Origin of the sequence: Leclercia sp. LSNIH1 (genome assembly GCF_002902985.1) — a bacterium.
Taxonomy (GTDB): Bacteria; Pseudomonadota; Gammaproteobacteria; order Enterobacterales; family Enterobacteriaceae; genus Enterobacter.
Map to the genome: position 1 here is coordinate 3,392,451 of NZ_CP026167.1, position 22,063 is coordinate 3,414,513.

Annotated in this window: 18 protein-coding genes; 7 read left to right on the forward strand and 11 right to left on the reverse strand. The window is 58.8% G+C overall.

What is annotated here, in order from left to right; genetic code table 11:
• Window positions 1–72 precede the first annotated feature (72 nt).
• Window positions 73–1,671 carry an ABC transporter substrate-binding protein gene (locus C2U54_RS16900; protein WP_103179698.1) on the reverse strand — a complete coding sequence of 533 codons (1,599 nt, stop codon included), beginning with the start codon at window positions 1,669–1,671 and terminating at the stop codon, window positions 73–75.
• A gap of 281 nt (window positions 1,672–1,952) precedes the next feature.
• On the opposite strand from C2U54_RS16900, the gene C2U54_RS16905 reads away from it, so the two are divergent.
• From C2U54_RS16905 to C2U54_RS16915, 3 genes are read left to right on the forward strand one after another with little or no spacing between them, the layout of a single operon-like run.
• Window positions 1,953–3,299, forward strand: a complete 1,347-nt coding sequence (locus C2U54_RS16905) for an SrfA family protein (protein WP_103179699.1) — start codon at window positions 1,953–1,955, stop codon at window positions 3,297–3,299.
• A gap of 4 nt (window positions 3,300–3,303) precedes the next feature.
• Window positions 3,304–6,285: a virulence factor SrfB gene (locus C2U54_RS16910; RefSeq protein ID WP_103181085.1), complete on the forward strand. Its 2,982-nt coding sequence runs from the start codon at window positions 3,304–3,306 to the stop codon at window positions 6,283–6,285.
• Entirely contained in the window at window positions 6,282–8,444 is a 2,163-nt protein-coding gene (locus tag C2U54_RS16915; protein ID WP_103179700.1) for a virulence factor SrfC family protein, read from the forward strand. The genes C2U54_RS16910 and C2U54_RS16915 overlap by 4 nt, the downstream gene beginning before the upstream one ends.
• Window positions 8,445–8,943: 499 nt before the next feature.
• Here C2U54_RS16915 and C2U54_RS16920 read toward each other — a convergent pair whose 3' ends face one another.
• Together C2U54_RS16920 and C2U54_RS16925 are read right to left on the reverse strand one after the other, a co-directional pair.
• Window positions 8,944–9,702 (reverse strand): alpha/beta fold hydrolase, encoded by a 759-nt coding sequence (locus C2U54_RS16920; protein WP_103179701.1) that lies wholly within the window; start codon window positions 9,700–9,702, stop codon window positions 8,944–8,946.
• 84 nt (window positions 9,703–9,786) lie between these two features.
• Window positions 9,787–9,960, reverse strand: a complete 174-nt coding sequence (locus C2U54_RS16925; RefSeq protein WP_032610845.1) for a GhoT/OrtT family toxin — start codon at window positions 9,958–9,960, stop codon at window positions 9,787–9,789.
• Window positions 9,961–10,378: 418 nt separating this feature from the next.
• On the opposite strand from C2U54_RS16925, the gene C2U54_RS16930 reads away from it, so the two are divergent.
• Genes C2U54_RS16930 through C2U54_RS16940 form a run of 3 tightly spaced genes read left to right on the forward strand, consistent with a single transcriptional unit; the run spans window position 10,379 to window position 11,271 of the window.
• Complete coding sequence (locus C2U54_RS16930) at window positions 10,379–10,720, forward strand: DUF1971 domain-containing protein (RefSeq protein WP_103179702.1); 342 nt, start codon at window positions 10,379–10,381, stop codon at window positions 10,718–10,720.
• A gap of 10 nt (window positions 10,721–10,730) precedes the next feature.
• Window positions 10,731–11,084, forward strand: a complete 354-nt coding sequence (locus tag C2U54_RS16935; protein WP_103179703.1) for a DUF1971 domain-containing protein — start codon at window positions 10,731–10,733, stop codon at window positions 11,082–11,084.
• A gap of 4 nt (window positions 11,085–11,088) precedes the next feature.
• Complete coding sequence (locus C2U54_RS16940; RefSeq protein ID WP_103179704.1) at window positions 11,089–11,271, forward strand: DUF1869 domain-containing protein; 183 nt, start codon at window positions 11,089–11,091, stop codon at window positions 11,269–11,271.
• A gap of 15 nt (window positions 11,272–11,286) precedes the next feature.
• Here the strand turns inward: C2U54_RS16940 and C2U54_RS16945 are convergent, their stop codons facing one another.
• The 8 genes from C2U54_RS16945 to ymcF form a co-directional block, all read right to left on the reverse strand.
• Window positions 11,287–12,735 (reverse strand): flagellin N-terminal helical domain-containing protein, encoded by a 1,449-nt coding sequence (locus C2U54_RS16945; RefSeq protein ID WP_103179705.1) that lies wholly within the window; start codon window positions 12,733–12,735, stop codon window positions 11,287–11,289.
• A gap of 197 nt (window positions 12,736–12,932) precedes the next feature.
• Entirely contained in the window at window positions 12,933–14,357 is a 1,425-nt protein-coding gene (gene patD / locus C2U54_RS16950) for an aminobutyraldehyde dehydrogenase (protein WP_103179706.1), read from the reverse strand.
• 24 nt (window positions 14,358–14,381) lie between these two features.
• A complete protein-coding gene (locus C2U54_RS16955; protein WP_103179707.1) occupies window positions 14,382–15,188 on the reverse strand; it encodes an ABC transporter permease in 807 nt (268 codons plus the stop codon).
• Window positions 15,178–16,122 carry an ABC transporter permease gene (locus C2U54_RS16960; protein WP_103179708.1) on the reverse strand — a complete coding sequence of 315 codons (945 nt, stop codon included), beginning with the start codon at window positions 16,120–16,122 and terminating at the stop codon, window positions 15,178–15,180. The genes C2U54_RS16955 and C2U54_RS16960 overlap by 11 nt, the downstream gene beginning before the upstream one ends.
• 1 nt (window position 16,123) lies before the next feature.
• A complete protein-coding gene (locus C2U54_RS16965; RefSeq protein ID WP_103179709.1) occupies window positions 16,124–17,137 on the reverse strand; it encodes an ABC transporter ATP-binding protein in 1,014 nt (337 codons plus the stop codon).
• A gap of 16 nt (window positions 17,138–17,153) precedes the next feature.
• A complete protein-coding gene (gene ydcS, locus C2U54_RS16970) occupies window positions 17,154–18,299 on the reverse strand; it encodes a putative ABC transporter substrate-binding protein YdcS (RefSeq protein ID WP_103179710.1) in 1,146 nt (381 codons plus the stop codon).
• Between the two features lie 291 nt (window positions 18,300–18,590).
• Window positions 18,591–20,009 (reverse strand): aminotransferase-like domain-containing protein, encoded by a 1,419-nt coding sequence (locus C2U54_RS16975; RefSeq protein ID WP_103179711.1) that lies wholly within the window; start codon window positions 20,007–20,009, stop codon window positions 18,591–18,593.
• Between the two features lie 112 nt (window positions 20,010–20,121).
• Window positions 20,122–20,310: a cold shock small protein YmcF gene (gene ymcF / locus C2U54_RS16980; RefSeq protein ID WP_039028652.1), complete on the reverse strand. Its 189-nt coding sequence runs from the start codon at window positions 20,308–20,310 to the stop codon at window positions 20,122–20,124.
• Window positions 20,311–20,669: 359 nt separating this feature from the next.
• Here ymcF and C2U54_RS16985 point away from each other — a divergent pair, with 359 nt between their 5' ends.
• Window positions 20,670–21,698, forward strand: coding sequence for an LLM class flavin-dependent oxidoreductase (locus C2U54_RS16985; protein WP_103179712.1), 1,029 nt, complete (start codon window positions 20,670–20,672; stop codon window positions 21,696–21,698).
• Window positions 21,699–22,063 lie beyond the last annotated feature (365 nt).

Below are 22,063 nucleotides of genomic sequence, written 5' to 3' on the forward strand. Positions count from 1 at the left end.
GGCGCTACGCTTGCCGGGCCTACGGGTGCCATAAGCAGGCCGGGTAAGGCGCAGCCGCCACCGGGCGCTCTGTCAGTTTACTTTCGCCTTCGAGAAATCACTTCCCATCAGGCTCACGCTGTATCCGCTAATGTTGCTGCGGGTAGCAAAGAAGGTTTTGCCGTTGGCCAGCGCAATCCACGGTGCCTGCTGATAGAAGATCTCCTGCGCCTGGCTGTAGAGCTTCGCACGCGCGCCGGGATCGCTGGTGAGCTTCGCCTTCTGCACCAGGTCATCATAGCCCTTGTCGCACCAGCGTGCAGCATTGGAGCCGGTTTTGATGCTGTCGCACCCCAGCAGCACGTCGGCAAAGTTATCCGGGTCGCCGTTATCCGACATCCAGCCAAACAGGGCGCTGTCGTGCTCGCCTTTACGCATGCCGGAGAGGTATTCGCCCCACTCATAGGAGACGATTTTCGCTTTAACACCCACCTTCGCCCAGTCGCTCTGGATCATCTCCGCAATGCGGCGCGAGTTTGGGTTGTAAGGGCGTTGTACCGGCATCGACCAGAGGGTCACTTCCGCGCCCTGCTCCAGCCCCGCCTGTTTCAGCAGCGCTTTCGCTTTTTCCGGATCGTAGCTGTAGTCCTGCACATCTTTATTAAAGCCCATCATATTCGGCGGGATCGGCGATTTTGCCACCGTGCCGGAGCCCATAAATACCGCGTTGATAATGGCCTTTTTGTCGGTAGCGTAGTTCAGGGCCTGGCGCACCAGCACGTTATCAAACGGTTTTTTCTCGGTGTTAAACGCCAGATAGCCGACGTTCAGCGCATCGACGCTGTGCAGGGTCAGGTCTTTGTTCTTCTTGATCACCTCAAACTGCACCGGCGATGGGGCAGGAATAATCTGGCACTCGTTGGTTTGCAGCTTGGCGAGGCGGGTTTCGACGTTCGGGGTGATGGAGAAGATCAGGTGTTTGGTTGGCACCGCGCCATCCCAGTAGTTCGGATTGGCGATATAGCGGATAAGGGAGTCAACCTTATACTGCTGGAGCACGTACGGTCCGGTGCCGATCGGCCAGGTATCGACATTTTCCGGGGTGCCTTTTTTCAGCATCGCGTCGGCATATTCCGCCGACAGGATCGAGGCGAAGTCCATCCCCCAGTCGGCGAGGAAGGCGGCGTTCGGTTCGCTCAGCACAAACTGCACGTGGTTGTCGTCGATCTTCTTCACCTCCTGGATCAGCTTATCCAGGCCGACGTCGTTAAAGTATTCGTAGTTGCCCTGAGAGACGTTGTGGTATGGATGGTTAGGGTCTTTCTGACGCATTACCGAGAAAATAACGTCATCGGCGTTAAAATCGCGGGTCGGTTTAAAGAATTTGTTGCTGTTGAACTTCACCCCTTTGCGCAGAGTAAAAGTATAGGTTTTGCCATCCGGCGAGATGGTCCAGGATTCAGCCAGTGAAGGCACCGGGGTATTTTTGACCGGATCGAAGTTAATCAGGCGGTTATAGAGCACCTGTGAGCTGGCAACGAAGCTCGGGCCGGAGCTGGCGATCTGCGGGTTAAACGACTCCGGTGACGCTTCAGAGCAGTAGATAATGGTATCGTTATTGGCCGCCCATGCGGCACCCGCTGGCAGTAATGCGCTTAACGCCAGCGCAAGGAGAGTTTTCCCTGTAGACATGTTAATTACCTGTTTGGTTTTATTATATAGAACGATAATAACAGCACAGCACCTGTCCGCAGGCAAATAACGAAACACTATCAGGTTATTCTAAAGCAGTTATTTCCGCTGATTTTCCCGCCAATCGCCAGACGGTGATTTGCCTTAAGGTACATTCAACGTCAAGCACTTTCGACCGCCGCAATGCTGCAAGAAATCGCCCCTTTTGCCGTCTCTTCTGCCGTTTGTTTGCCGGCAGATTTCGTAAAGTAGACGCGTGAAAAAGTCTATGGGACCAAATCGTGGCAAAAACCCTTTTACGCAGCGGCAATCTGGATGATTTTCAGGCCGTTGGCGGCGGCGGACAGGCCGTTTTTGAATCAGCATTGCAAATCCGTGAGGCGCTGCGTCTGCGCAAACAGCAAGCCATTGTCGATTGCCTTGCCATTCCGCAGGTCAATGACGAGGGCGACCGGGTGGACTGGTACTCACCGGTTGAGGGCGCCGTTAAAAGCTGGAAAGCCGCCGATGAAGATGCGCGTTTTCGGGCGCTGCGCCTGCTGGAAGGCACCCTGTCGAGTGTCGAATCCCTGAGCAAAAAATCGCTTCAGTCGCCAAAAACCGCCCAGCAGCTGTTTGGTTCCCTGCTTTCCAAAGCATTTCAGTTCCCCGGTGAAAACTTCCTCTTCCTGGTTGATGGCAAGCCGGTGATCACCTTCTGGGGTTTTGTGAACCTCAATGAAAACGCGCGGGAGGATATTCTCGACTGCCTGCGCGCCTCGCTGCTGCCGGACCCGATGCCCGCGCCGGTGGCTAAGCCCGACCCCGAGCCTGAAACGGCCCCGGCCATCGTTTTCGAAAAAGCCGATGAACCGCTGGTTGCCGCCCCGGCGACGGTGAAGATCACCGCCAATGACCTCTACGAAGCGCAGTCCGCGCCGGTAATGAGCGCCAGCGAGCCAGAGCCAAAACCGGAGCCTGCCGCGCCGGTGGTGCAGGCGAAAAAACGTCGCGTTCCGCTGTGGCCGCTGCCGGTTGCCGCCGTGGTGGTGGCCGCCGTTGCCGCCCCGCTGCTGTGGCCGAAACAGGCACCTGTCGCCGAGCCGGTCAAAACCGCTGTTGCTGCCCCGGTGGCGATTGAGCCCAAACCCGTTGCCGCGGTTGAGCCTCTGCCACTGAATCTGCCGCTGCATCAGGCTGAAGTGGTGGTCGTTAAAGCCGAAGAGCCAGCCCCTGCGGAACCGGTGGTGATTGCCGCCATCCCGAAAGATGCGCTGGTCATGGACGCCGGGCAGGTGAAAGCCGGTTCAACCCGTTTTCTCAACGGTAGCTGGCGGGTCATGCTGGATGTCACCGATCCGATCACCGGCAAGCCGCCTTCACTGCGCTATCAAATCCAGAACAACAAAGGCACTGCCCGCGTGGTGCACGGCGACAACGTGGTCTGCCGCGTGGAGGTCTTCTCCGGGCTGCACAGCAACGGCGAGCTGCTGATCAAAACCCGGGGCCATGCCCGCTGCGCTGACGGCTCGCGCTACCCGATGCCGGAAATTACCTGTAAGGCCGGCACCAGTGATGTGGCGGAATGCAGCGCGCGCTACGACGCGAAGACCGTGGTTCCATTGACATTCAGGAAGGCAGGTGCGTGATCCTATGCTGGTAAACCTTTGCGACTACAAACAGAGCGTCACGCTGATTGCGAACAGCGGCGTACAGTTTCTTGATTTTGGCCTGACGCCGCAGGACTCCGCCCAGTGCGGGCGGTTTGTGCGTAAAACCGCCAACGGCCCCCTGCTGCGCCTCGATTTTGATCTGGTGAATGGCCGCTATACCCTGCCCGCCACCAACGGCGGACAGCCAGAAGTGGTGAAACCCGAAAGCACCATTCCGCTTCAGCAGTCGCTGGCGGTGCTCGACGGTGTCTGGCTGCCGGTGCCGTTCCTGCGCTTTAACCCACCGCGCACCTTCGTTGAAGGCCCGGACAACTGGGCCCGCGTGCAGGTGCGTAAGCTGGAGACCCCGGACAACGCCGGAAACAGCCACCGCGTGACCCTGGCGCTGGACAGCCAGATCGCCGCCCACGCCACCAGCGCCCTTTCACCGGTGGAGAACGACATTCTCAACGGCACCCGTTTCGCGCTGGCCTGGCGCGACGACGAGGTGGCGAACTTCCTCGACCAGACCTGGATTGACGGCTGGCTGCGGGAAGCCTTCACCCAGTACGCCACCGGCGTGGAGAACCGCGCCGAGCGCGATTTACAGCTGGCGATGCGCAATTTTGAATACCAGGCGCACTGGCTGAACATTCTGGCGATGCTGGGGGAACAGCTCACGGTGCCGGAAGTCAAATTTGTTACCCACACCCTCAGCACCCCGGCTATCCCGGTGGATCTGATCCTCGATGTCGGCAACACCCATACCTGCGGGGTGATCATTGAAGATCATGGCGACGCCAACGACGGACTGCGCCAGACCGCCGAGCTACAGGTGCGCTCGTTAAGCGAGCCGCAGTTCCTCAACGAACCGCTGTTTACCAGCCGCCTGGAGTTTTCCGAAGCCCGCTTCGGCAAGCAGCACTTCTCGGTGGAGAGCGGCCGCGAAGACGCCTTTGTCTGGCCCTCTATCGTGCGCGTCGGCGACGAGGCGCGCAAGCTGGCGACCCAGCGGCTGGGCACCGAAGGCAACAGCGGTATCTCCAGCCCGCGCCGCTATCTGTGGGATGAAACCCCGGTGGTACAGGACTGGCGTTTCAGCCAGATGAACGGCAAAACCCAGCGCGAACCGCTGGCGACCGCCTTCCCGCTGATGAACCTGATGAACGATGACGGCCAGCCGCTGTTCACCCTACCGCAGGATGAACGTCTGCCGGTCTTCTCCCCGCAATACAGCCGCAGCACCCTGATGACCCACATGCTCTGCGAGCTGCTGGCGCAGGCGCTGGGGCAGATCAACAGCGTCGCCACCCGTCTGCGTCTGGGCTTCCCGGCGTCACCGCGCCAGCTGCGCACCCTGATCCTCACCCTGCCGTCGGCCATGCCGAAGCAGGAGCGCGAGATATTCCGCCGCCGTATGTTTGAAGCCATCGCCATCGTCTGGAAAGCGATGGGCTGGCACCCGCAGGATGAGGACTTCTCCAGCCGTAAACAGCAGGAGAAGAGCGTGGTGCCGGTGCCGGAAATCCAGATGGAGTGGGATGAGGCCAGCTGCGGCCAGTTAGTGTGGCTCTATAACGAGGCCATCTCCCATTACAACGGTCAGACCGAAGCCTTTTTCGCCGCCCTTGCCCGCCCGGATCGCGAGCCGGAGCCGGGCTGTCAGCCGGGCCGGGCCCTGCGCGTCGCCTCGATTGATATCGGCGGTGGCACCACCGATATGGCCATCACCCATTACCAGCTCGACGACGGTTCGGGCAGTAACGTCAAGATCACCCCGCAGCTGCTGTTCCGCGAAGGCTTTAAGATCGCAGGGGATGACACGCTGCTGGATGTGATCCAGCGCTACGTGCTGCCCGCCCTGCAAACCCAGCTGCAGAAATCGGGCATTGCCGACGCGTCTCTGCTGATGGCCTCGCTGTTTGGCGACTCCGGGCGCATCGACACCCAGGCGGTGCTGCGCCAGCAGACGGCTTTACAGCTGTTTATGCCGATTGGTCATGCGATCCTCGCCGCCTGGGAAGCCAGCGACGTTGACGATCCCCTCGACGGACTGCACGCCACCTTTGGCGATCTGCTGACCCGCAAGCCGACGCGCAACGTGATGAACTACCTGCAACAGGCCATCGAGCACGCCCTGCCAGCCGGGTCGGCACCGTTCGACCTGTTTGCCGTCCCGCTGCACGTTAATTTCCGCGAAATGCAGGACGCGATGCTGGCCGGACACTTTACCCTGGCAGCACCGCTGCATGCGGTGGCAGAGGCAATCTCCCACTACGCCTGCGATATTCTGCTGATCACCGGGCGTCCGGGCTGTCTGCCTGGCGTTCAGGCGCTGATCCGCCATCTGCAGCCGGTGCCAGTCAGCCGGATGGTGTGGCTGGACAAATACCGGGTACATGAGTGGTATCCGTTCAGCCAGCAGGGGCGCATCGGCAATCCGAAATCCACCGCGGCGGTTGGGGCGATGCTCTGTAGCCTGGCGCTGGATCTGCGCCTGCCGCGCTTTAACTTTAAGGCGGCCGATATCGGCGCTTACTCCACGGTGCGCTACCTCGGGGTACTGGATAACACGGTAAATACCCTGCGCGAGGAGAACGTCTGGTATCAGGATATCGACCTCGACAAGCCGGGGGCGAAGCTGGATACCCGCCTGCACTTCCCGCTGCGCGGCAATGTGACGCTGGGCTTCCGTCAGCTGGCGAACGCCCGCTGGCCTGCCACCCCGCTCTATACCCTGAGCATTAACTCGGCGGAACTGGCGAAATCCATTGCCGGAGACGGGGTGCTTAACGTGCGCCTGAAGCTGTGCGGCGGTAATAAACAGGATGGCCCGGAAGCCTTTGAGCTGAGCGATGCCTGGCTACAGGACGGTACGCCGGTGCCGGCCGATGCCCTGACTTTTAAACTGAATACTCTGGCCGATCGCCGACACAGCGGTAGCCATTACTGGATCGACAGCGGGAGCGTATACCTGAAATGAGAGCCACGACGACCACGACTCAGGCATTAATCGGGTGGATCAACGCAACGCGTCAGCACGCCCCGCTCCTCGACAATGACGCCGATGCCCTGCTGGCGAGACTGGCGGTGGCCGACGCGCGGGAAAAGGCTATTCAGCGGGCGCTGAGCGCCGGGAGCACCATCGGGTTATATGGTCACTCCCAGGCGGCGAAAGCCCACCTGCTCGTCACCCTGTGCGGCAGCGACAATCAGCGAATGAACGTGATTGTCGGCCAGCGAACCTTTGACTACTTTTCGCACATCAATCCCGGCCACGCCCTGACCAACATGGCGTTGCGCTTTACCCCCACCGCAACGGAGGTGGCCGATGACGCGTTTCCGCTGCGCCTGAGCCTGCTCACCGAAGCTGAACTGGTGCAGGTGTTCTTGGCCCGCGCCACGCTCCCGGCGGTGGATAAATCCGTTATTGAGGCGCGTCTGGAGAAATGGCGCGCCCTGCGCCAGCCTCAGAGCGTACCGGGTATCACCGCCGCCGACGTCGGCACCATCGCCCGCTACTGGCGCGACACGGTGCCCGCCGCAGCCCAGCAAATGGACGATGCCCTGTGGCATCAGTTTGCCCTGCTGCTGCCGTCGCTGGATCTGAGTACCCGCGCAAGCGTCTGGTCCTTACTGTGGGGCGAACAGCAGGAGCTGACCCAGCAGTGGCTCAAGCTGGCGCACATTCTGCACCAGACCAGCCACGCCCAGGCGCTGGCCGCGCCGCTGAGCCTGCTGGTGGATAATTTTGGCCTGCCGACCGAAGGGTTCCTCACCCGGGGTGATATCGCCCTGCCCGAGGTTCAGCAGGCGGTACTGCACCCGCTGCACAACGGCGAGCTGCTTAACGCCATCAGCATCCCGCTGGACGTGCTGGCCCTGCTCACCCGGGAGCTGATCCTGCCGGTAGAAAATAGCGCGCTGGCCGGAGTGGATATTATTGATATTCCGGCCCCGTCAGCGCAGCCCGATTCACCGCTGGCCCAGGCGAAACTGCAGTGGCTGCTGGAGCACTATCGCCAGCAGCTGCAGCCGGATGTCCTGGTGATCTGCAATGCCACTGCCCATCACGGCCAGACCGCCCGCACCGCGAAAATGTTGCTTAACTGGGTGAAAGCGACCCAGCCGGGCGACGATGCCGCCCTGCCAGGGCTGGTGTGGGCGATTACGCCCCAGGATGCGCGCTTTACCCGCCGTTCCAACCTCGACGAAGCGGTGCAGCAGCTGCTCGGCAAACCCGGTCAGCACTGGGGAACGTTGCAGGCGCTGGACAGCAGCAGTATGCAGCGGGTGATTGAGTGGTTATCCCATGCGACGCTGCCCGCCCAGCGTGAGACGCGTTTGCAGGGGTTACGCCAGCAGCATCAGCGGGAACTGCATCAGCTGATGCGGGGGTATCTGGCCCCGCTGACTCAGGATCCTGACGCCCAGCGCGGCACCGCCGAAGCGATGGTGCGTGCCCTGCAGGGGAGCGCCGCCCGTCACGGCGAGCTGCTGGAGGGATTACTCCCGCCGCTGCGCGCCTTTGAAACGCTGCTCGCCGTGCAGCAGCCGCGCGAAGAGCAGGTTAACGGCCTGTTTACCGATACCATCGACCTGTTTGCCGACAGCGCCCAGGATAGCGATGAAATGTTGCAGCCGACGGACAAAGCCCGTCTGGCCCATCAGGTGTGGATCAACCATCTGCGCCAGTGGAGCCGGGATGAAGCCGTCGCCAGCCGTCTGGGGCTGGATACCGCGATCCTGCAGCAGATTGGCGATGTGCTGGTGATTGCCAGCTACCGTCTGAATCTGCTGGCGCAGCTGAAAAAGATTGTTGATACCGATAAAAGCAGCGCTGCACAGCTGCATGCCGCACTCGGCAATTTTGTGGGATGGGTCGGCTACGCTCAGACCCCGGCTTCCGCCCGCCCGGCCAGCCGCATCCGCAAAGGGCAGCCGGTGTTTGTCACGCCTGTGGTTAACAGCACTGCGCCACGCTTGACCCGCCTGGGGGAGCAGCCGGTGCATGCGGCCACGGCCTATGTCTATGACTGGCTGGTGGCACTCTATACCCAGGCGATTGATAACATCGGGTATCAGCATCCGCATGATATTACCCATGACGATCGCAGAGCGTTGCAGGCCTTGCTCGCCTGATACGGTGCAAGAACCTTAGCCGGTAAGACTCGGCACAGGAGCGGTCTGTACCCCCTCTAATCCACCATTCTCTCGGTGGGCTGAGGGGAATATGCGGCAGTGGCGGTGGTTCCGTTCACCATACTTTCCTTGCTTCTCTGTAAACCACGTCACTCGTGAACGTGTTAAGGGGGCTATCGCCGCCCCCTTAACAATCCCGGCTCCCGGCAAGAAAATCGCCGCTTCGCGGTGGCCCTCAGCTTATTCCTTCAGGCTTTCGGGTCGGGTTTTTTAGGCCGGGTAAGGCGAAGCCGCCACCCGGCAGTGTTGCGCCGGGCGGCACTGCGTTTGCCCGGCCTACAAACTGTGGTTAACAGCCCTGCGCCACGCTTAACCCGTCTGGGAGAGCAGCCGCATGATATTACCCATGCCGATCGCAGAGCGTTGCAGATCTTGTTAGTCTGAAACAGACGTTTGATGGCACTGTCCTGCTACCCTGCGGCTCGTCATAGACGGATCGCTATTCCTGATGCATACAGTCGAACAACGCCTTCGCCAGCGCTGACGGGTTCTCCCACGACATCGAATGTCCAGCATCAGGGATCATTTTCACTGCGACACCCTGCTGGCGCATCTCATCCAGATCGGTATCCGGCAGCGAAAGCTCGCCAAAAATCAGCCATATCGGGCAACTCAGCTGCAAATAGCGCTCGCTCCAGCTGGGCTGTACCCCATTAACCAGGCTCGTTGCTCCGCGCCACACTGCCCAGGGGGCAGTGCTTTGGAGGCAACCCTTCCAGGGTGAGGTTTCCGCCGACAGCATGGCCTGATAACCGGCACTGACAAACTCCTCCTCCGTCTGAGCAGCGATACCCCGGCTGAACATGCCTCCGCCAGCATGAAAATTGGGTTCAGACACGATCAACCCTGACAGACGATCCCCGGCCAGTTCAGCCGTTTCTATTGCTATGCTGCCGCCCATGCTGTGGCCATACAACCAGAATGAGGTTAGGGCTAAATGGTTGAGCAGTTCGATGACCACCTGCGCCTGCGCTGAGGTCTGGTAGGTATAAGCTTCCGGTTTATCACTGTAACCACTACCGGGGAGATCGATAAGAATAGCCCGGCGGGAGCCGAACTGAGGGTCGCAAACTATCCGGGGATACTCGTAGGAAGAGGCGCAGCCGAGACCGTGGATGAAGACCAGCGGTTCCCCCTTCCCGGGCAGTTCCTGCCAACGCACCAGGCAACGGGCCTGTTGCGAATAAAAGCTGTTCATAAGCACTCCTTTTCAGACGACTGTGTTTTTATACAGCTCATCAAAGAGGAATGCTATCGCCGTAACGTAAAACGGGGGGCGTTGTCAGAAAAGCGAAATCAGCAGCGCAACCGGAAAACTCATCGGCCAGGTGGAGCCCACCAGAAAGGCGCTCAGGAAGCGGATACGTTTGCGATCTTTAGAGAGAAACCAGGTGATAAGCGCGCTGATGGCCGCCATGACGGCGTAAAACATTAACATCTTTTGATACAACGTCATTTCAAATACCCAATGTGCTGTTCAATAACCGCGCGCAATATGCGACATATGTTGATATGGATCAAGTATTTTTGTTACACATTATCCACAGTTTTTGCGTGGTAATAACAGTTAGGTATATCTTGCTACAACTTTTTGGCGGGAGCTGGCGGGACAAACGCTGACCAGGACCGCATTTTGCGGCCCTGGAAGTCCGGTTCTACTTCTTAACCGGTTGAGGCTTTTTGTTACCCGAATCGGGTACTTTGCGGGATTTGTCTTTATCGACTTGTAGCATCAGACTCTCCTTTGTGGCCTTCGGCGTAGATAAGTATAGCCTGGAAAAAGCCCCCCCTTTAAAGTTGCATTTAAAATGCAATTTATGATACAAAATAGCCATCACCCGAGCTGTAATGACCTCATCCACAGGGAGGACGTTATGCTGCGTATTCCGCAACACTCTATTCACACCCGTTCCACACCGTTCTGGAACAAAGAGACTGCCCCGCCGGCCATTTTTAAGCGTCATCTGGATACCGGCACCCGTCCCGGCGTTTATCCGCGTCTTAGCGTGATGCAGGGTGCCGTGCGTTATCTGGGTTATACCGATGAAACGTCACCCGATCCGGACACCACATTGATCATTGAAAGCGGCCATTTTGCTGTTTTCCCGCCTGAACGCTGGCATCACATCGAGCTGATGAGTGACGATACCCTCTTTAATATCGATTTTTTTGTTGAACCCGAGGTTCTAAAATTTGCCGGGCGTTCTCACGCCTGAGGAGCTAACGATGTTACGTATTCCTGCCAATTTTGTGCATACCCGTGCCACTCCCTTCTGGACTAAAGAGACTGCACCTGCCGCGCTTTTCACCCATCACAACACCAAAGCAGGCATCTATGGCCGTCTGTCCGTGATGCAGGGCGCCGTAAAATATTTTGGATTTCCGGACGGCGACGCCACCGAATCTGATATGGAGCTGTTGATTGAAGCCGGAAGTTTCGGTATTTCCCCGCCGCAAAAATGGCATCGTATCGAACTCATGACCGAGGACACCGTGTTCAATATCGACTTTTTTGCCGACCCTGAGGTGACGCTGAATGGCGCAGGCTTGGGTAAAGTCGTTAATACTCACAAGGAGTAACGTCATGGGCAAAGCAACGTATACCGTTACCGTCACCAATAACAGCAACGGGGTGTCGGTGGATTACGAGACGGATGCCCCCATGGAGCTGCTCGTCCCGGATGTCGCTGCCGACGTGGTGAAAGAGCTGGTGAACACCGTGCGCGCCTACGACACGGAAAACGAGCACGAGGTGTGCGGCTGGTAGTTTGCCGCTCCCTTCTTACATTTTGAGCAGTTCAAGCACCGTTTGCGGCGCCTGATTCGCCATTTTCAGGGCCGCATTCTGGCTCTGCGCCAGGATCTGCGCCCGGGCAAGCTGGCTGGCCTCGGCGGCATAGTCGGCATCCTGGATGCGGCTGCGGGCGGCCTGCATCGCCACACCCTGCTGTGAAAGCACCGCTTTGCTGGATTCAAACCGGTTCATCATTGCGCCATACTGCCCACGATAGCTGCTCACTTTCTCCAGCGCGGCATCCAGTAATCCCATACATTTTCTGGCCCCCGCCTCGGAGGCCATATCGCTATTTTCCAGCTGCAGCGTCTTTAAATCCGTCGGGGTCGGCTCGATGGTGGTGGTTTGCATCTGCTCCCCAAAATTGGCGCTGGTCACCACCTCTATGGGACGGCTCTGCTTCGGCGGAACCGCCGGGGTCATTGTCGGCGTCGGCAAGGTTCCCCAGGTAATGTTGCTGGTAAAGGAGCCGCTCCCCACCACCATCACCAGCAGATCTTCGGAGACGGTATCCAGCGTCATGCGTTCGATGCGGTTCGAACCGTTAGCCCCGTCGTTCCAGGCGCCAATCGCTTTATCTTCATAGCGATCGCCATCGCCGCTGTAGGTAATGGTCATCCCGTTATAGTTAAGCGATTCCCCGCTGAGGCTCCAGCTCGGGCCGCCCTCAATTAGCTGGCTATCGTCATAGACCGCCCCGCTGCTAAAACCGTTTTTAGCCGTCAGTACCGATGCGGTGGCTTTGGTGCCATCAGTGATGCCGCGGCTGACCCAGGTATAATCCGCATCAGGGCCGGATAAAGGTGTCCCGGCGAGATGTTTTCCATCCCGGGTAAATAACTGTAGATCGTCATCCAGACCCAGCGAATCAATGGTAATGGTGATATTCGTCGACCCGGCCGGAATATAGGCCAGCGGAATAATTCCAGAACTGAATGAATAATCGGTTCCGGCTAGCGGGAATTTGTTGTTTAACGGCGGTACGTCGCCGATTAATTGCGGCGGTAATACCGGCTTATCGGTCGCCAGCGGATATTGACCGAAGATCTCAGTCTGCTCCGAGACCTGGGTAATGGTCGCCAGGATCTGCTGATACTCCTGGTTGATACTCTCCCGGTCAGACGGCGACAGCGTGCCGTTCGCCGCCTGGATCGCCAGGCTTTTGGCTTTAATCAGCATATTCCCGATATCGCTCAGGCTCCCTTCCGCCGTCTGCGCCAGGCTTATGGCGTCATCGAGCCCGCGGGAGATAACGCTATCCGCATTGATATTTGAAAACATCCGGTTGGCAATGGCCTGCCCGGCCGCGTCATCCTTCGCGCTATTGATACGCAAGCCGGATGACAGGCGTTCAATGGTTTGAGAAAGCATCGTCGTGTTTGCTTTCCGGGACTTAAGCGAGAGCCCGGCAATCTCGTTATGATTAATTGCAAGCATGATGAACAGGGCCGTTTGTCTGGTCTGACTACTCTATCGGCCCGCTCAAAATTTTATTTAGGAAATATTTTATAAAACCAAACGATATATTTTCCCCCTGAGATAAGGGGCAGCAAAATATATTTCTAAGTTAATGTATTCAATAAAATATATTATTGCGCGCCGGTTACCGTGCAGTAACCGGCGCTGGGCACAGATCAGTGCTTAAACATGATATGACGAACCACGGTGTAGTCTTCCAGACCATACACCGACATATCCTTGCCGTAGCCTGACATTTTCATCCCGCCGTGGGGCATTTCGCTCACCAGCATAAAGTGAGTGTTAACCCAGGTGCAGCCGTACTGGAGATGGGCGCTGACGCGGTGCGCGCGGCCCACATCCTGGGTCCACACGGAAGAGGCCAGCCCATACTGCGAATCGTTGGCCCAGTTCAGCACCTCCTCTTCGTCGTCGAATGGCGTCACGCTCACCACCGGACCAAACACCTCCCGCTGGACGATGGCATCTTCCTGCCTCGCCCCTGCCAGCACGGTGGGCTGGAACCAGTAACCTTTACCGTCGTGCTTGCTGCCGCCGGTGATCACCTGTACATGTCCCAGGGCTTTCGCCTCATCCACCGCTTTGCACACCCGGTCGAGATGCGCCTGGGAGCTTAACGGACCCAGTTCGGTGCTCTCCTCATTCGGATCGCCGATCTTCAGGCTGGCGACCGCGGCCCCCAGTTTTTCCACCAGCGCGGCGTATATCCCTTTTTGGGCGTAGATACGACAGGCGGCGGTACAGTCCTGCCCGGCGTTGTAGAAGCCGAAGGTACGTACCCCCTCCACCACCGCGTCGAGATCGGCATCGTCAAAGACAATCACCGGCGCTTTGCCGCCCAGCTCCATATGGGTGCGCTTAATCGTCGAGGCGGTATGACCGATGATATGTTCGCCAGTGGCGATAGAGCCGGTGAGCGACACCATGCGCACCTTTTCGTGCCCGGTCAGCGGGTCGCCCACGGTTTTACCCCGGCCAAACAGCACGTTAATGACCCCGGCCGGGAAGATATCTTTTGCCAGCTCCGCCAGCTTCAGGGCGGTGAGCGGCGTGATTTCAGAGGGTTTGAGCACCACGCAGTTACCGGCCGCCAGCGCGGGCGCCAGCTTCCACGCCGCCATCATCAGGGGATAGTTCCACGGTGCAATCGACGCGACAACGCCAACCGGGTCGCGGCGGATCATGGAGGTGTGCCCCTCCAGATATTCTCCTGCCGCCGAACCGTGCAGAGTACGCGCCGCCCCGGCAAAGAAGCGGAACACGTCGGCAATCGCCGGAATCTCATCCCCCATCACGCAGTGCAGCGGTTTGCCGCAGTTCTGCGACTCCAGCCGGGCTAAGGTGTCAGCCTGAGCGTCGATGGTGTCCGCCAGCTTCAGCAGACACTCGGCGCGGCTTTTTGGCGTGGTCCGCCCCCAGCTGGCAAACGCGCGGTCCGCGGCCTGCACGGCTGCGTCCACCTGGGCGGGAGAGGCCTCGGCGATCTCCTGCAGCACCTCGCCGGTGGCAGGGTTATAGACCGGCTGCTTTTCCCCTTCGCCGTTGACCAGTTCACCATTAATCAGCAGTTGAGTTTGCATAGCTTTGTCCTGTTTCAGTCAAGGTTATTTCCCGCTTCCGGCTACGTTTTCGCCGTCGCGGGTCAGCCACCAGGCCCCCAGAATGGGAATGGCGGTCACCAGCATAACCAGCAGTGCCACCACGTTTGTTACCGGTACATCGCGGGGACGCCCAAGCTGGTTTAACAGCCACAGCGGTAACGTGCGCTCATGTCCGGCGGTAAAGGTCGTCACGATAATCTCATCGAACGACAGGGCGAACGCCAGCATACCCCCCGCCAGCAGCGCCGACCCCAGATTGGGCAGCACCACGTAGCGGAAGGTTTGCCAGCCGTTAGCGCCTAAATCCATCGAGGCTTCAACCAGGCTCCAGGAGGTGCGCCGGAAACGGGCAATCACATTATTGAACACCACCACCACGCAAAACGTGGCGTGACCGAGGATGATGGTGAAGAAACCAGGCTCCAGATCAATGGTCTTGAACGCCGTCAGCAGCGCCAGACCGGTGATGATCCCCGGCAGGGCGATGGGCAGGATCAGCATCAGCGATACCGCGTTCTTGCCAAAGAACTCCCGCCGCCATAGCGCCGCGGCCGCCAGGGTGCCCAGCACCAGCGCAATGGCCGTCGACAAAGCCGCGATTTTCAGTGACAACGTCACAGCTTCAATAATGTCGCTGCGCGTCGCCGCGGCACTGAACCACTTCAGCGTCAGCCCCTGTGGCGGAAAACTGAACGCCGCGTCCTCGGTATTAAAAGCATAGATGGCAATAATCAGCAGCGGAAAGTGGAGGAAGATCACCCCGCCCCAGGTGGCGATTTTCAGAAACAGCGGTGCGCGTTCAGAGTGCATCAAACGCTCCCAGACGTTTCACGAACGCCAGATAGAGGGTAATGAGAACAATCGGCACCAGGATGAAGGCCGCCGCCATGGGCATATTGCCAATCGCCCCCTGCTGGGAGTAGACCATCTGTCCGATAAAGTAGCCCGGCGGCCCCACCAGTTGCGGCACGATGAAGTCGCCCAGCGTCAGGGAGAAGGTGAAGATCGACCCGGCCGCGATGCCCGGGATCGCCAGGGGCAGCACGACATAGCGGAAGGTCTGCCGCGGCCGGGCGCCGAGATCGGCTGAGGCTTGCAGCAGCGACGGCGGCAGACGCTCCAGCGCCGCCTGCACCGGCAGGATCATAAACGGCAGCCAGATATAGACGAATACCAGAAAGCGCCCCAACCCGGAGGTGGAGAGCGTACTGCCTCCCACGCCCGGCACCGTCAATAGCGAGGTGAGCAGCGGCTCCAGCCCCATATGGCTGAGAAACCACTGCGCCACGCCATCCTTGGCCAGCAGCAGCGTCCAGGCGTAGGCCTTGACGATATAGCTGGCCCACATCGGCAGCATCACCGCGATATAGAAGAAGGCTTTCCACTTTCCGTGGGTGTAGCGCGCCATATACCAGGCCATCGGGAAGGCCAGAATCGCGCTGCCGATGGTGACGGCAATCGCCATCGTCAGGGTACGCAGGATGATGTCGTAGTTGGCGGGATTAAACAGCGCGCGGATGTTGGCGAAGGTCAAATCCGGCGTGACCGCCATGGTGAAGTCATCGAAGGTGTAGAATCCCTGCCACAGCAGGGTGAACAGCGACCCGAGATAGACGATGCCAAACCACATCAGCGGCCCGAGCAGGAGTAAAAACAGCCCCAGCGACGGCCTGCGCCAGAACAGCGCTGACAGACGTCCCGACAGGCCGTGCGAAGCCGGTGGCGGCGAAACGCTCATCTCCATTTCACCTCTCCTCATGCAGCGGCACCATAGCGTCGCGCGCCCACGAGGCGGTCACCTGCTGCCCGGCCTCAACCCCTGGGGCCAGCGCGGAGCCGGTCAGGTTGGCCTGGCTCACCAGCAGTTTCTCCCCCTCGGCAAGCCGCAGCTCGTAACGGGTCGCCGCCCCCTGAAACTGCACCGCCTGCACCTGGCCCAGCACCTGAATTTCACCCTGCCCGTCCAGACGAATATGCTCCGGGCGCAGGGAGTAGCTACCGGCCATGCCGCAGACGCGCCGGGCGGTGGCGTCGGTAAAGACGTTCGAGGTGCCAACGAAGCTGGCGACAAACGGGGTGCGTGGACGCAGATAGAGCTCCCGCGGGGTATCCACCTGCTCGATTCGCCCGTTGTTAAAGACCGCCACCCGGTCAGACATCGACAGTGCTTCCCCCTGATCGTGAGTGACGAAAATAAAGGTGATGCCCAGCTCCTGCTGCAGTTTTTTCAGCTCAAACTGCATCTGCTCCCGCAGCTTGAGATCCAGCGCGCCGAGGGGTTCGTCCAGCAGCAGAACACGGGGCTGATTGACCAGCGCCCGGGCAATCGCCACCCGCTGACGCTGGCCCCCGGAGAGCTGGGAAGGCTTGCGCGCTTCGGCAAAACTGAGGCCGACCTTCTCCAGCGCCTCGCGGGCCTGGGCCTGGCGGGTAGATTTGTTGATCCCCTTCACCATCAGCCCGTAGGCCACGTTCTCGAGGATCGACATATGGGGAAACAGGGCATAGTCCTGAAAGACGGTATTGACGTCCCGCTCCCAGGGAGGGAGTTCGCTGGCGTCTTTGCCAAAGATAGCTATCGCGCCACCGCTCAGCTGCTCGAAACCGGCAATCAGGCGCAGGCAGGTGGTTTTGCCGGAGCCCGAAGGCCCCAGCATGGAGAAAAACTCCCCGTCACGGATCCGGATCGTTACCCCATCCACCGCACGCACATCGCCATACAGGCGGGAGACATCGTTAAACTCTACTGCGTAGGTCATATTCCGCTCCCTGCGCTTAACGACCGCCCATGATGGCGATATAGTCCTGAACCCAGCGGCTGTAAGGGACAAATTTGCCACCGTTGGCGACAGGGGTTTTCCAGAACAGGATCTTGTCGAAATAGGTGTAGCCGTTGGTTTCACAGCCTTTATCGCCGAGCAGAGTGCTGGCTTTACAGCCTTCTGCCACCACTGGCAGGGAACCGAACCATCCCGCCAGATCGCCCTGCACTTTTGGCGTCAGGGACCAGTTCATCCACTTATAGGCGCACATCGGGTGTTTGGCATCGGCGTGCAGCATCGTGGTATCCGCCCACCCTGTCACCCCCTCTTTCGGGAAGACGGTGCCTATCGGCTGATTCTCGCCTTTGAGGGCGTTGGCCTGATAGGGCCAGGCGCTGGAAGCCACCACCCCTTCGTTTTTGAAGTCACTCATCTGCACCGTCGTGTCGTGCCAGTAGCGGTGCACGAGTGCATGCTGATCTTTCAGCACGTTTAACACCGCCGTGTACTGCGCTTCCGTCAACTGGTAGGGATCGGTGATGCCCAGATCTGGCTGGGTGGCTTTGACATAGAGCGCCGCATCGGCAATGTAGATCGGCCCATCGTAGGCCTGCACGCGCCCTTTGTTGGATTTGCCGTCCGGCAGGGTCTGTTCTTTAAACACCACGCCCCACGTATCAGGCGGTGTCGGGAAGGTTTTGGTGTTGTACATCAGCAGGTTTGGCCCCCACTGATAGGGCGTGCCGTAGGCCTTGCCGTTAACGTTGAACCACTCCCCTTTGACGATCCTGGGGTCGAGGGTTTTCCAGTTGGGGATCAGGTCCGGGTTGATGGGCTGAACGCGTTTGCCCATGATCAGGCGCAGAGAGGCGTCGCCGGAGGCGGTCACCAGATCGTATCCGCCCTTCGCCATCAGGCTCACCATCTCATCGGATGTCGCGGCGGTTTTGACGTTAACTTTACAGCCGGTCTCTTTTTCAAACTGGGTGACCCAGTCGTAGTTTTTATCGGTCTCGCCCCGTTCGATATAGCCCGGCCAGGCAATGATATCCAGACGACCTTCGCCATTGCCGATCTCTTTTGGCGGCTCTGCCGCTTGCGCAGTCAAAATAGTCATGCCGAGCGCGCACAGGCTGCTACGGGCAAATGTTTTGCTCATACGTATTACTCCTGTCGTAATGAAATCAGAAGGCAGCCGTGCCGGTAGAATATCTCCTTAATTAAACGTAGACCGCGCCATTGCAGCGCACCCGGCAGGCCTGAGAAATTTCGCCAGGTTGTGACCGGGGGCGCATTCCCCGGTAACTGGATTATAGACAAGGGGTTAGCAGGCGATGAGGTTATGCATATTTCCTATGAGCGATAATAAAAAACGCCGCAAATTAATTGCGGCGTGATTAAGGGGATAAGAAATGATTATTTAGCGGCTGCGATCAATAGCGAGAAAAACTTATTTTTGCGTTTTTAACATCCCGCTAATTATTTGCCCTAACTGGTTCACCGCCTGCTCCTCCCGCTCTCCCCAGGCCCACGAGGTATTAAAGCGGAAAAATGGAGTCCAGGTATCGGAGGTGGAGAACATTTTGCCTGGCGCAATGCTGATGTGGTGCTTCAGCGCCCGGGCGCTGAGCTCACCGGCGTCCAGCGGCGCGGGCAGCTCCAGCCATAAAAAATAGCCGCTGTCGCTGTGGTGAATTTTCACCTCATTGGGCAGATGGCGCAGCAGCGCCTGCCACGCCTGCTGCTTGCGCTCAGCCAGGGTGCGGCGCAGGCGCCTGAGATGAGCGTCGTAACGTTTGGTGGCGAGATAATCCACCAGCGCCAGCTGCATGGGCGAACTGGTGGACAAGGTGCTCATCAGTTGAAGCTGCTGGATGCGGCGGGCATGTTTCCCGGCGGCGACCCAGCCAATGCGGAACCCGGCCACCAGACATTTGGAAAAGGAGGAGCAGTGCAGGGTCATATCGCTGCGATCCCAGGCTTTCGCCGGGAGCGGCTTTTCGCGGCCATAATAGAGCTCGCTGTAAACATCATCTTCAATCAGGGTGACGTTGTGCCGGGCGAGTAATGCGACAAGCTGCGCTTTTTTGTCGGCGCTGAGGGTAAAGCCCAGCGGGTTCTGCGCGTTGGTCATCAGCCAGCAGGCTTTTACCGGGTAGTCGTTCAGCGCCTGCGCCAGGGCGTTGAGATCGATACCGTCGCGCACGTCGGTCGCCACCGACAGCGCCTTCAGCTTCAGCCTCTCCAGCGCCTGCAGCGCGCCATAGAAGCAGGGATTCTCCACAATCACCCAGTCGCCCGGTTCGGTGACCGCCTGCAGGCTGAGGTTCAGGGCTTCCAGCGCACCCGCGGTAATCACAATTTCATCCGGGGAGATGTTCATCCCCTGTTGGGCATAGCGGCGGGCGATGGCGTGGCGCAGATCGACGTTGCCCGGCGGCAGGTTCTCGATCACGCTCATGGCGGTGGCGGTTTTGCTGACGTTTGCCAGGGAACGGTTCAGCTGCTGTAAGGGAAAGAGACGCGGGTCGGGAAAGGCCGAGGCAAAGGGCACCACCGCGGGATCGCGGCTGGCCTGCAGCACATCGAAGATATAGGTATTGATATCCACCGACTCGTCGCGCATCACCTGCGCGGGCGGCATCGGCTGCTCTCCGCTGGGACGGGCGGCGACGTAATAACCCGACTGCGGGCGCGCCACAATATGCCCCTGGCTCTCCAGCATCTGGTACGCATGGCCGACGGTCATAAAGCTCAGCCCGCTGCTGGTCACCTGCTCACGCAGGGAGGGCAGCTTATCGCCGGGCTGCCAGACGCCCAGGTCGATCTGCGAAATGATTTGCTGCGCCAGGCGCTGGTATTTTTTCATCGGGTTCTCCTTGCTGCGTTACATAGTATATCAGCAGGAGAAAAAAGGCAGAATTAATAAACTGTTATAGGTGAGAGAGGAATGTCAGCAGGCGTGACGGCGCCTGACTGAATTACTTGCGCAGCTCAAACGGGACCTGGCGGGCATGACGGGAGGCCGCTAAATGGTCGAGGGTGATCATGGAAGATTTGCAGAAAATGCACTTCGCACCGTGTGGATTTTTTTCAGACACGTCGAAAATGGAAGTACGGAACTGCGAACCATGACAGCATGGGCAACGAAAATGGATAGTAGAACTCATGTAAATCTCCTGTACGTATACACGTAAAAACTAATGGGCCTTAAAGGCAATAAGGGTCTGAGACAAAACTAATCAGAGCGTAAAGATAAAACCCAGGAGCGACTGTGGAGAGGCACAACGTGATGAGATTGCTTTAGGAACTGCTTCAGATATTTTTGGATTTCAAACCGAAAGAGCATTAACGCATTAATGATGGAAGGATGCAAGCGGTATTTACACTATCCTTCCATAAAACAAGCAGAGCCGCTGAATTCATTCAAATTTTTTGACCTCATCTGTGAAATAAACGCCATTTCTTCTCATCGGGTAATCCGTAAAGTAAGGGTTATGTTGTTTCTCAGAAATCAGGAAAACACGGAATGAAAAAGATCGGTTTTTTATCATTTGGTCACTGGACACCGTCACCGCAGTCCGGCACCCGCAGCGCCGCTGATGCGCTGCTGCAGTCTATCGATCTGGCGGTCGCCGCCGAAGAGCTGGGCGCAGATGGCGCTTATTTCCGGGTGCACCATTTTGCCCGCCAGCTCGCCTCCCCTTTCCCGCTGCTGGCTGCCATTGGCGCAAAAACCAGCCGGATTGAGATCGGCACCGGCGTAATCGATATGCGTTATGAAAACCCGCTCTATATGGCGGAAGATGCGGGCTCAGCCGATTTGATCTCTGGCGGGCGTTTACAGCTGGGGATCAGCCGCGGCTCGCCGGAACAGGTGATCGATGGCTGGCGCTACTTTGGCTATGTTCCTGCGGAGGGCGAAAACGAGTCGGATATGGCGCGCCGTCACACCGAAGTGCTGCTGGATGTGCTGCGCGGCGAAGGGTTTGCTAAACCCAACCCACAGCCGATGTTCCCTAACCCGCCGGGCCTGCTGCGCCTGGAGCCGCACGCCGAAGGTCTGCGGGATCGCATCTGGTGGGGCGCAGGCTCTAACGCCACCGCCGTGTGGGCCGCGAAGCTCGGGATGAACCTGCAAAGCTCTACCCTGAAAGATGACGAAACCGGCGAGCCGTTCCACATCCAACAGGCGAAACAGATCCGCGCCTACCGTGCCGCCTGGGCCGAAGCGGGACATACCCGCACCCCGCGCGTCTCGGTCAGCCGCAGCATTTTCGCCCTGATGGACGATCGCGACCGGATGTACTTCGGCTCCAGCCGTAACGAAAGCGACAGCGTGGGCTATCTGGATGAGAAAACCCGCGCCATCTTCGGGCGCAGCTATGCCGCCGAGCCAGACAAGCTGGTTGCCCAGCTGAAGCAGGACGAAGCGATTGCCGAGGCGGATACGCTGTTACTGACCGTGCCGAACCAGTTGGGCGTGGAGTACAACGTGCATGTGATCGAGTCGATCCTGAAGCATGTAGCACCGGCCATGGGGTGGCGGGACGAATAAACAAACGTTGTGCCGGGTGGCGGCTAACGCCTTACCCGGCCTACAAAGTCCCTGCCCGTAGGCCCGCGCAAGCGAAGCGCCGCCGGGCATCATGCCGGGTGGCGGCTGACGCCTTACCCGGCCTACAAAGTCCCTGCCCGTAGGCCCGCGCAAGCGAAACGCCGCCGGGCATTATGCCGGGTGGCGGCTGATGCCTTGCCCGGCCTACAAAACCTCTGCCCGTAGGCCCGTGCAAGCGAAGCGCCGCCGGGCGTGGTGGCAACTGACTATAACACTTCCGGATAACGCCCTGTTTTCCTGAAACTGTTATACAAAAATTCCCCTTTTCTGTCTCTGATACTGATTTTCGCGCTGATTTACCATAA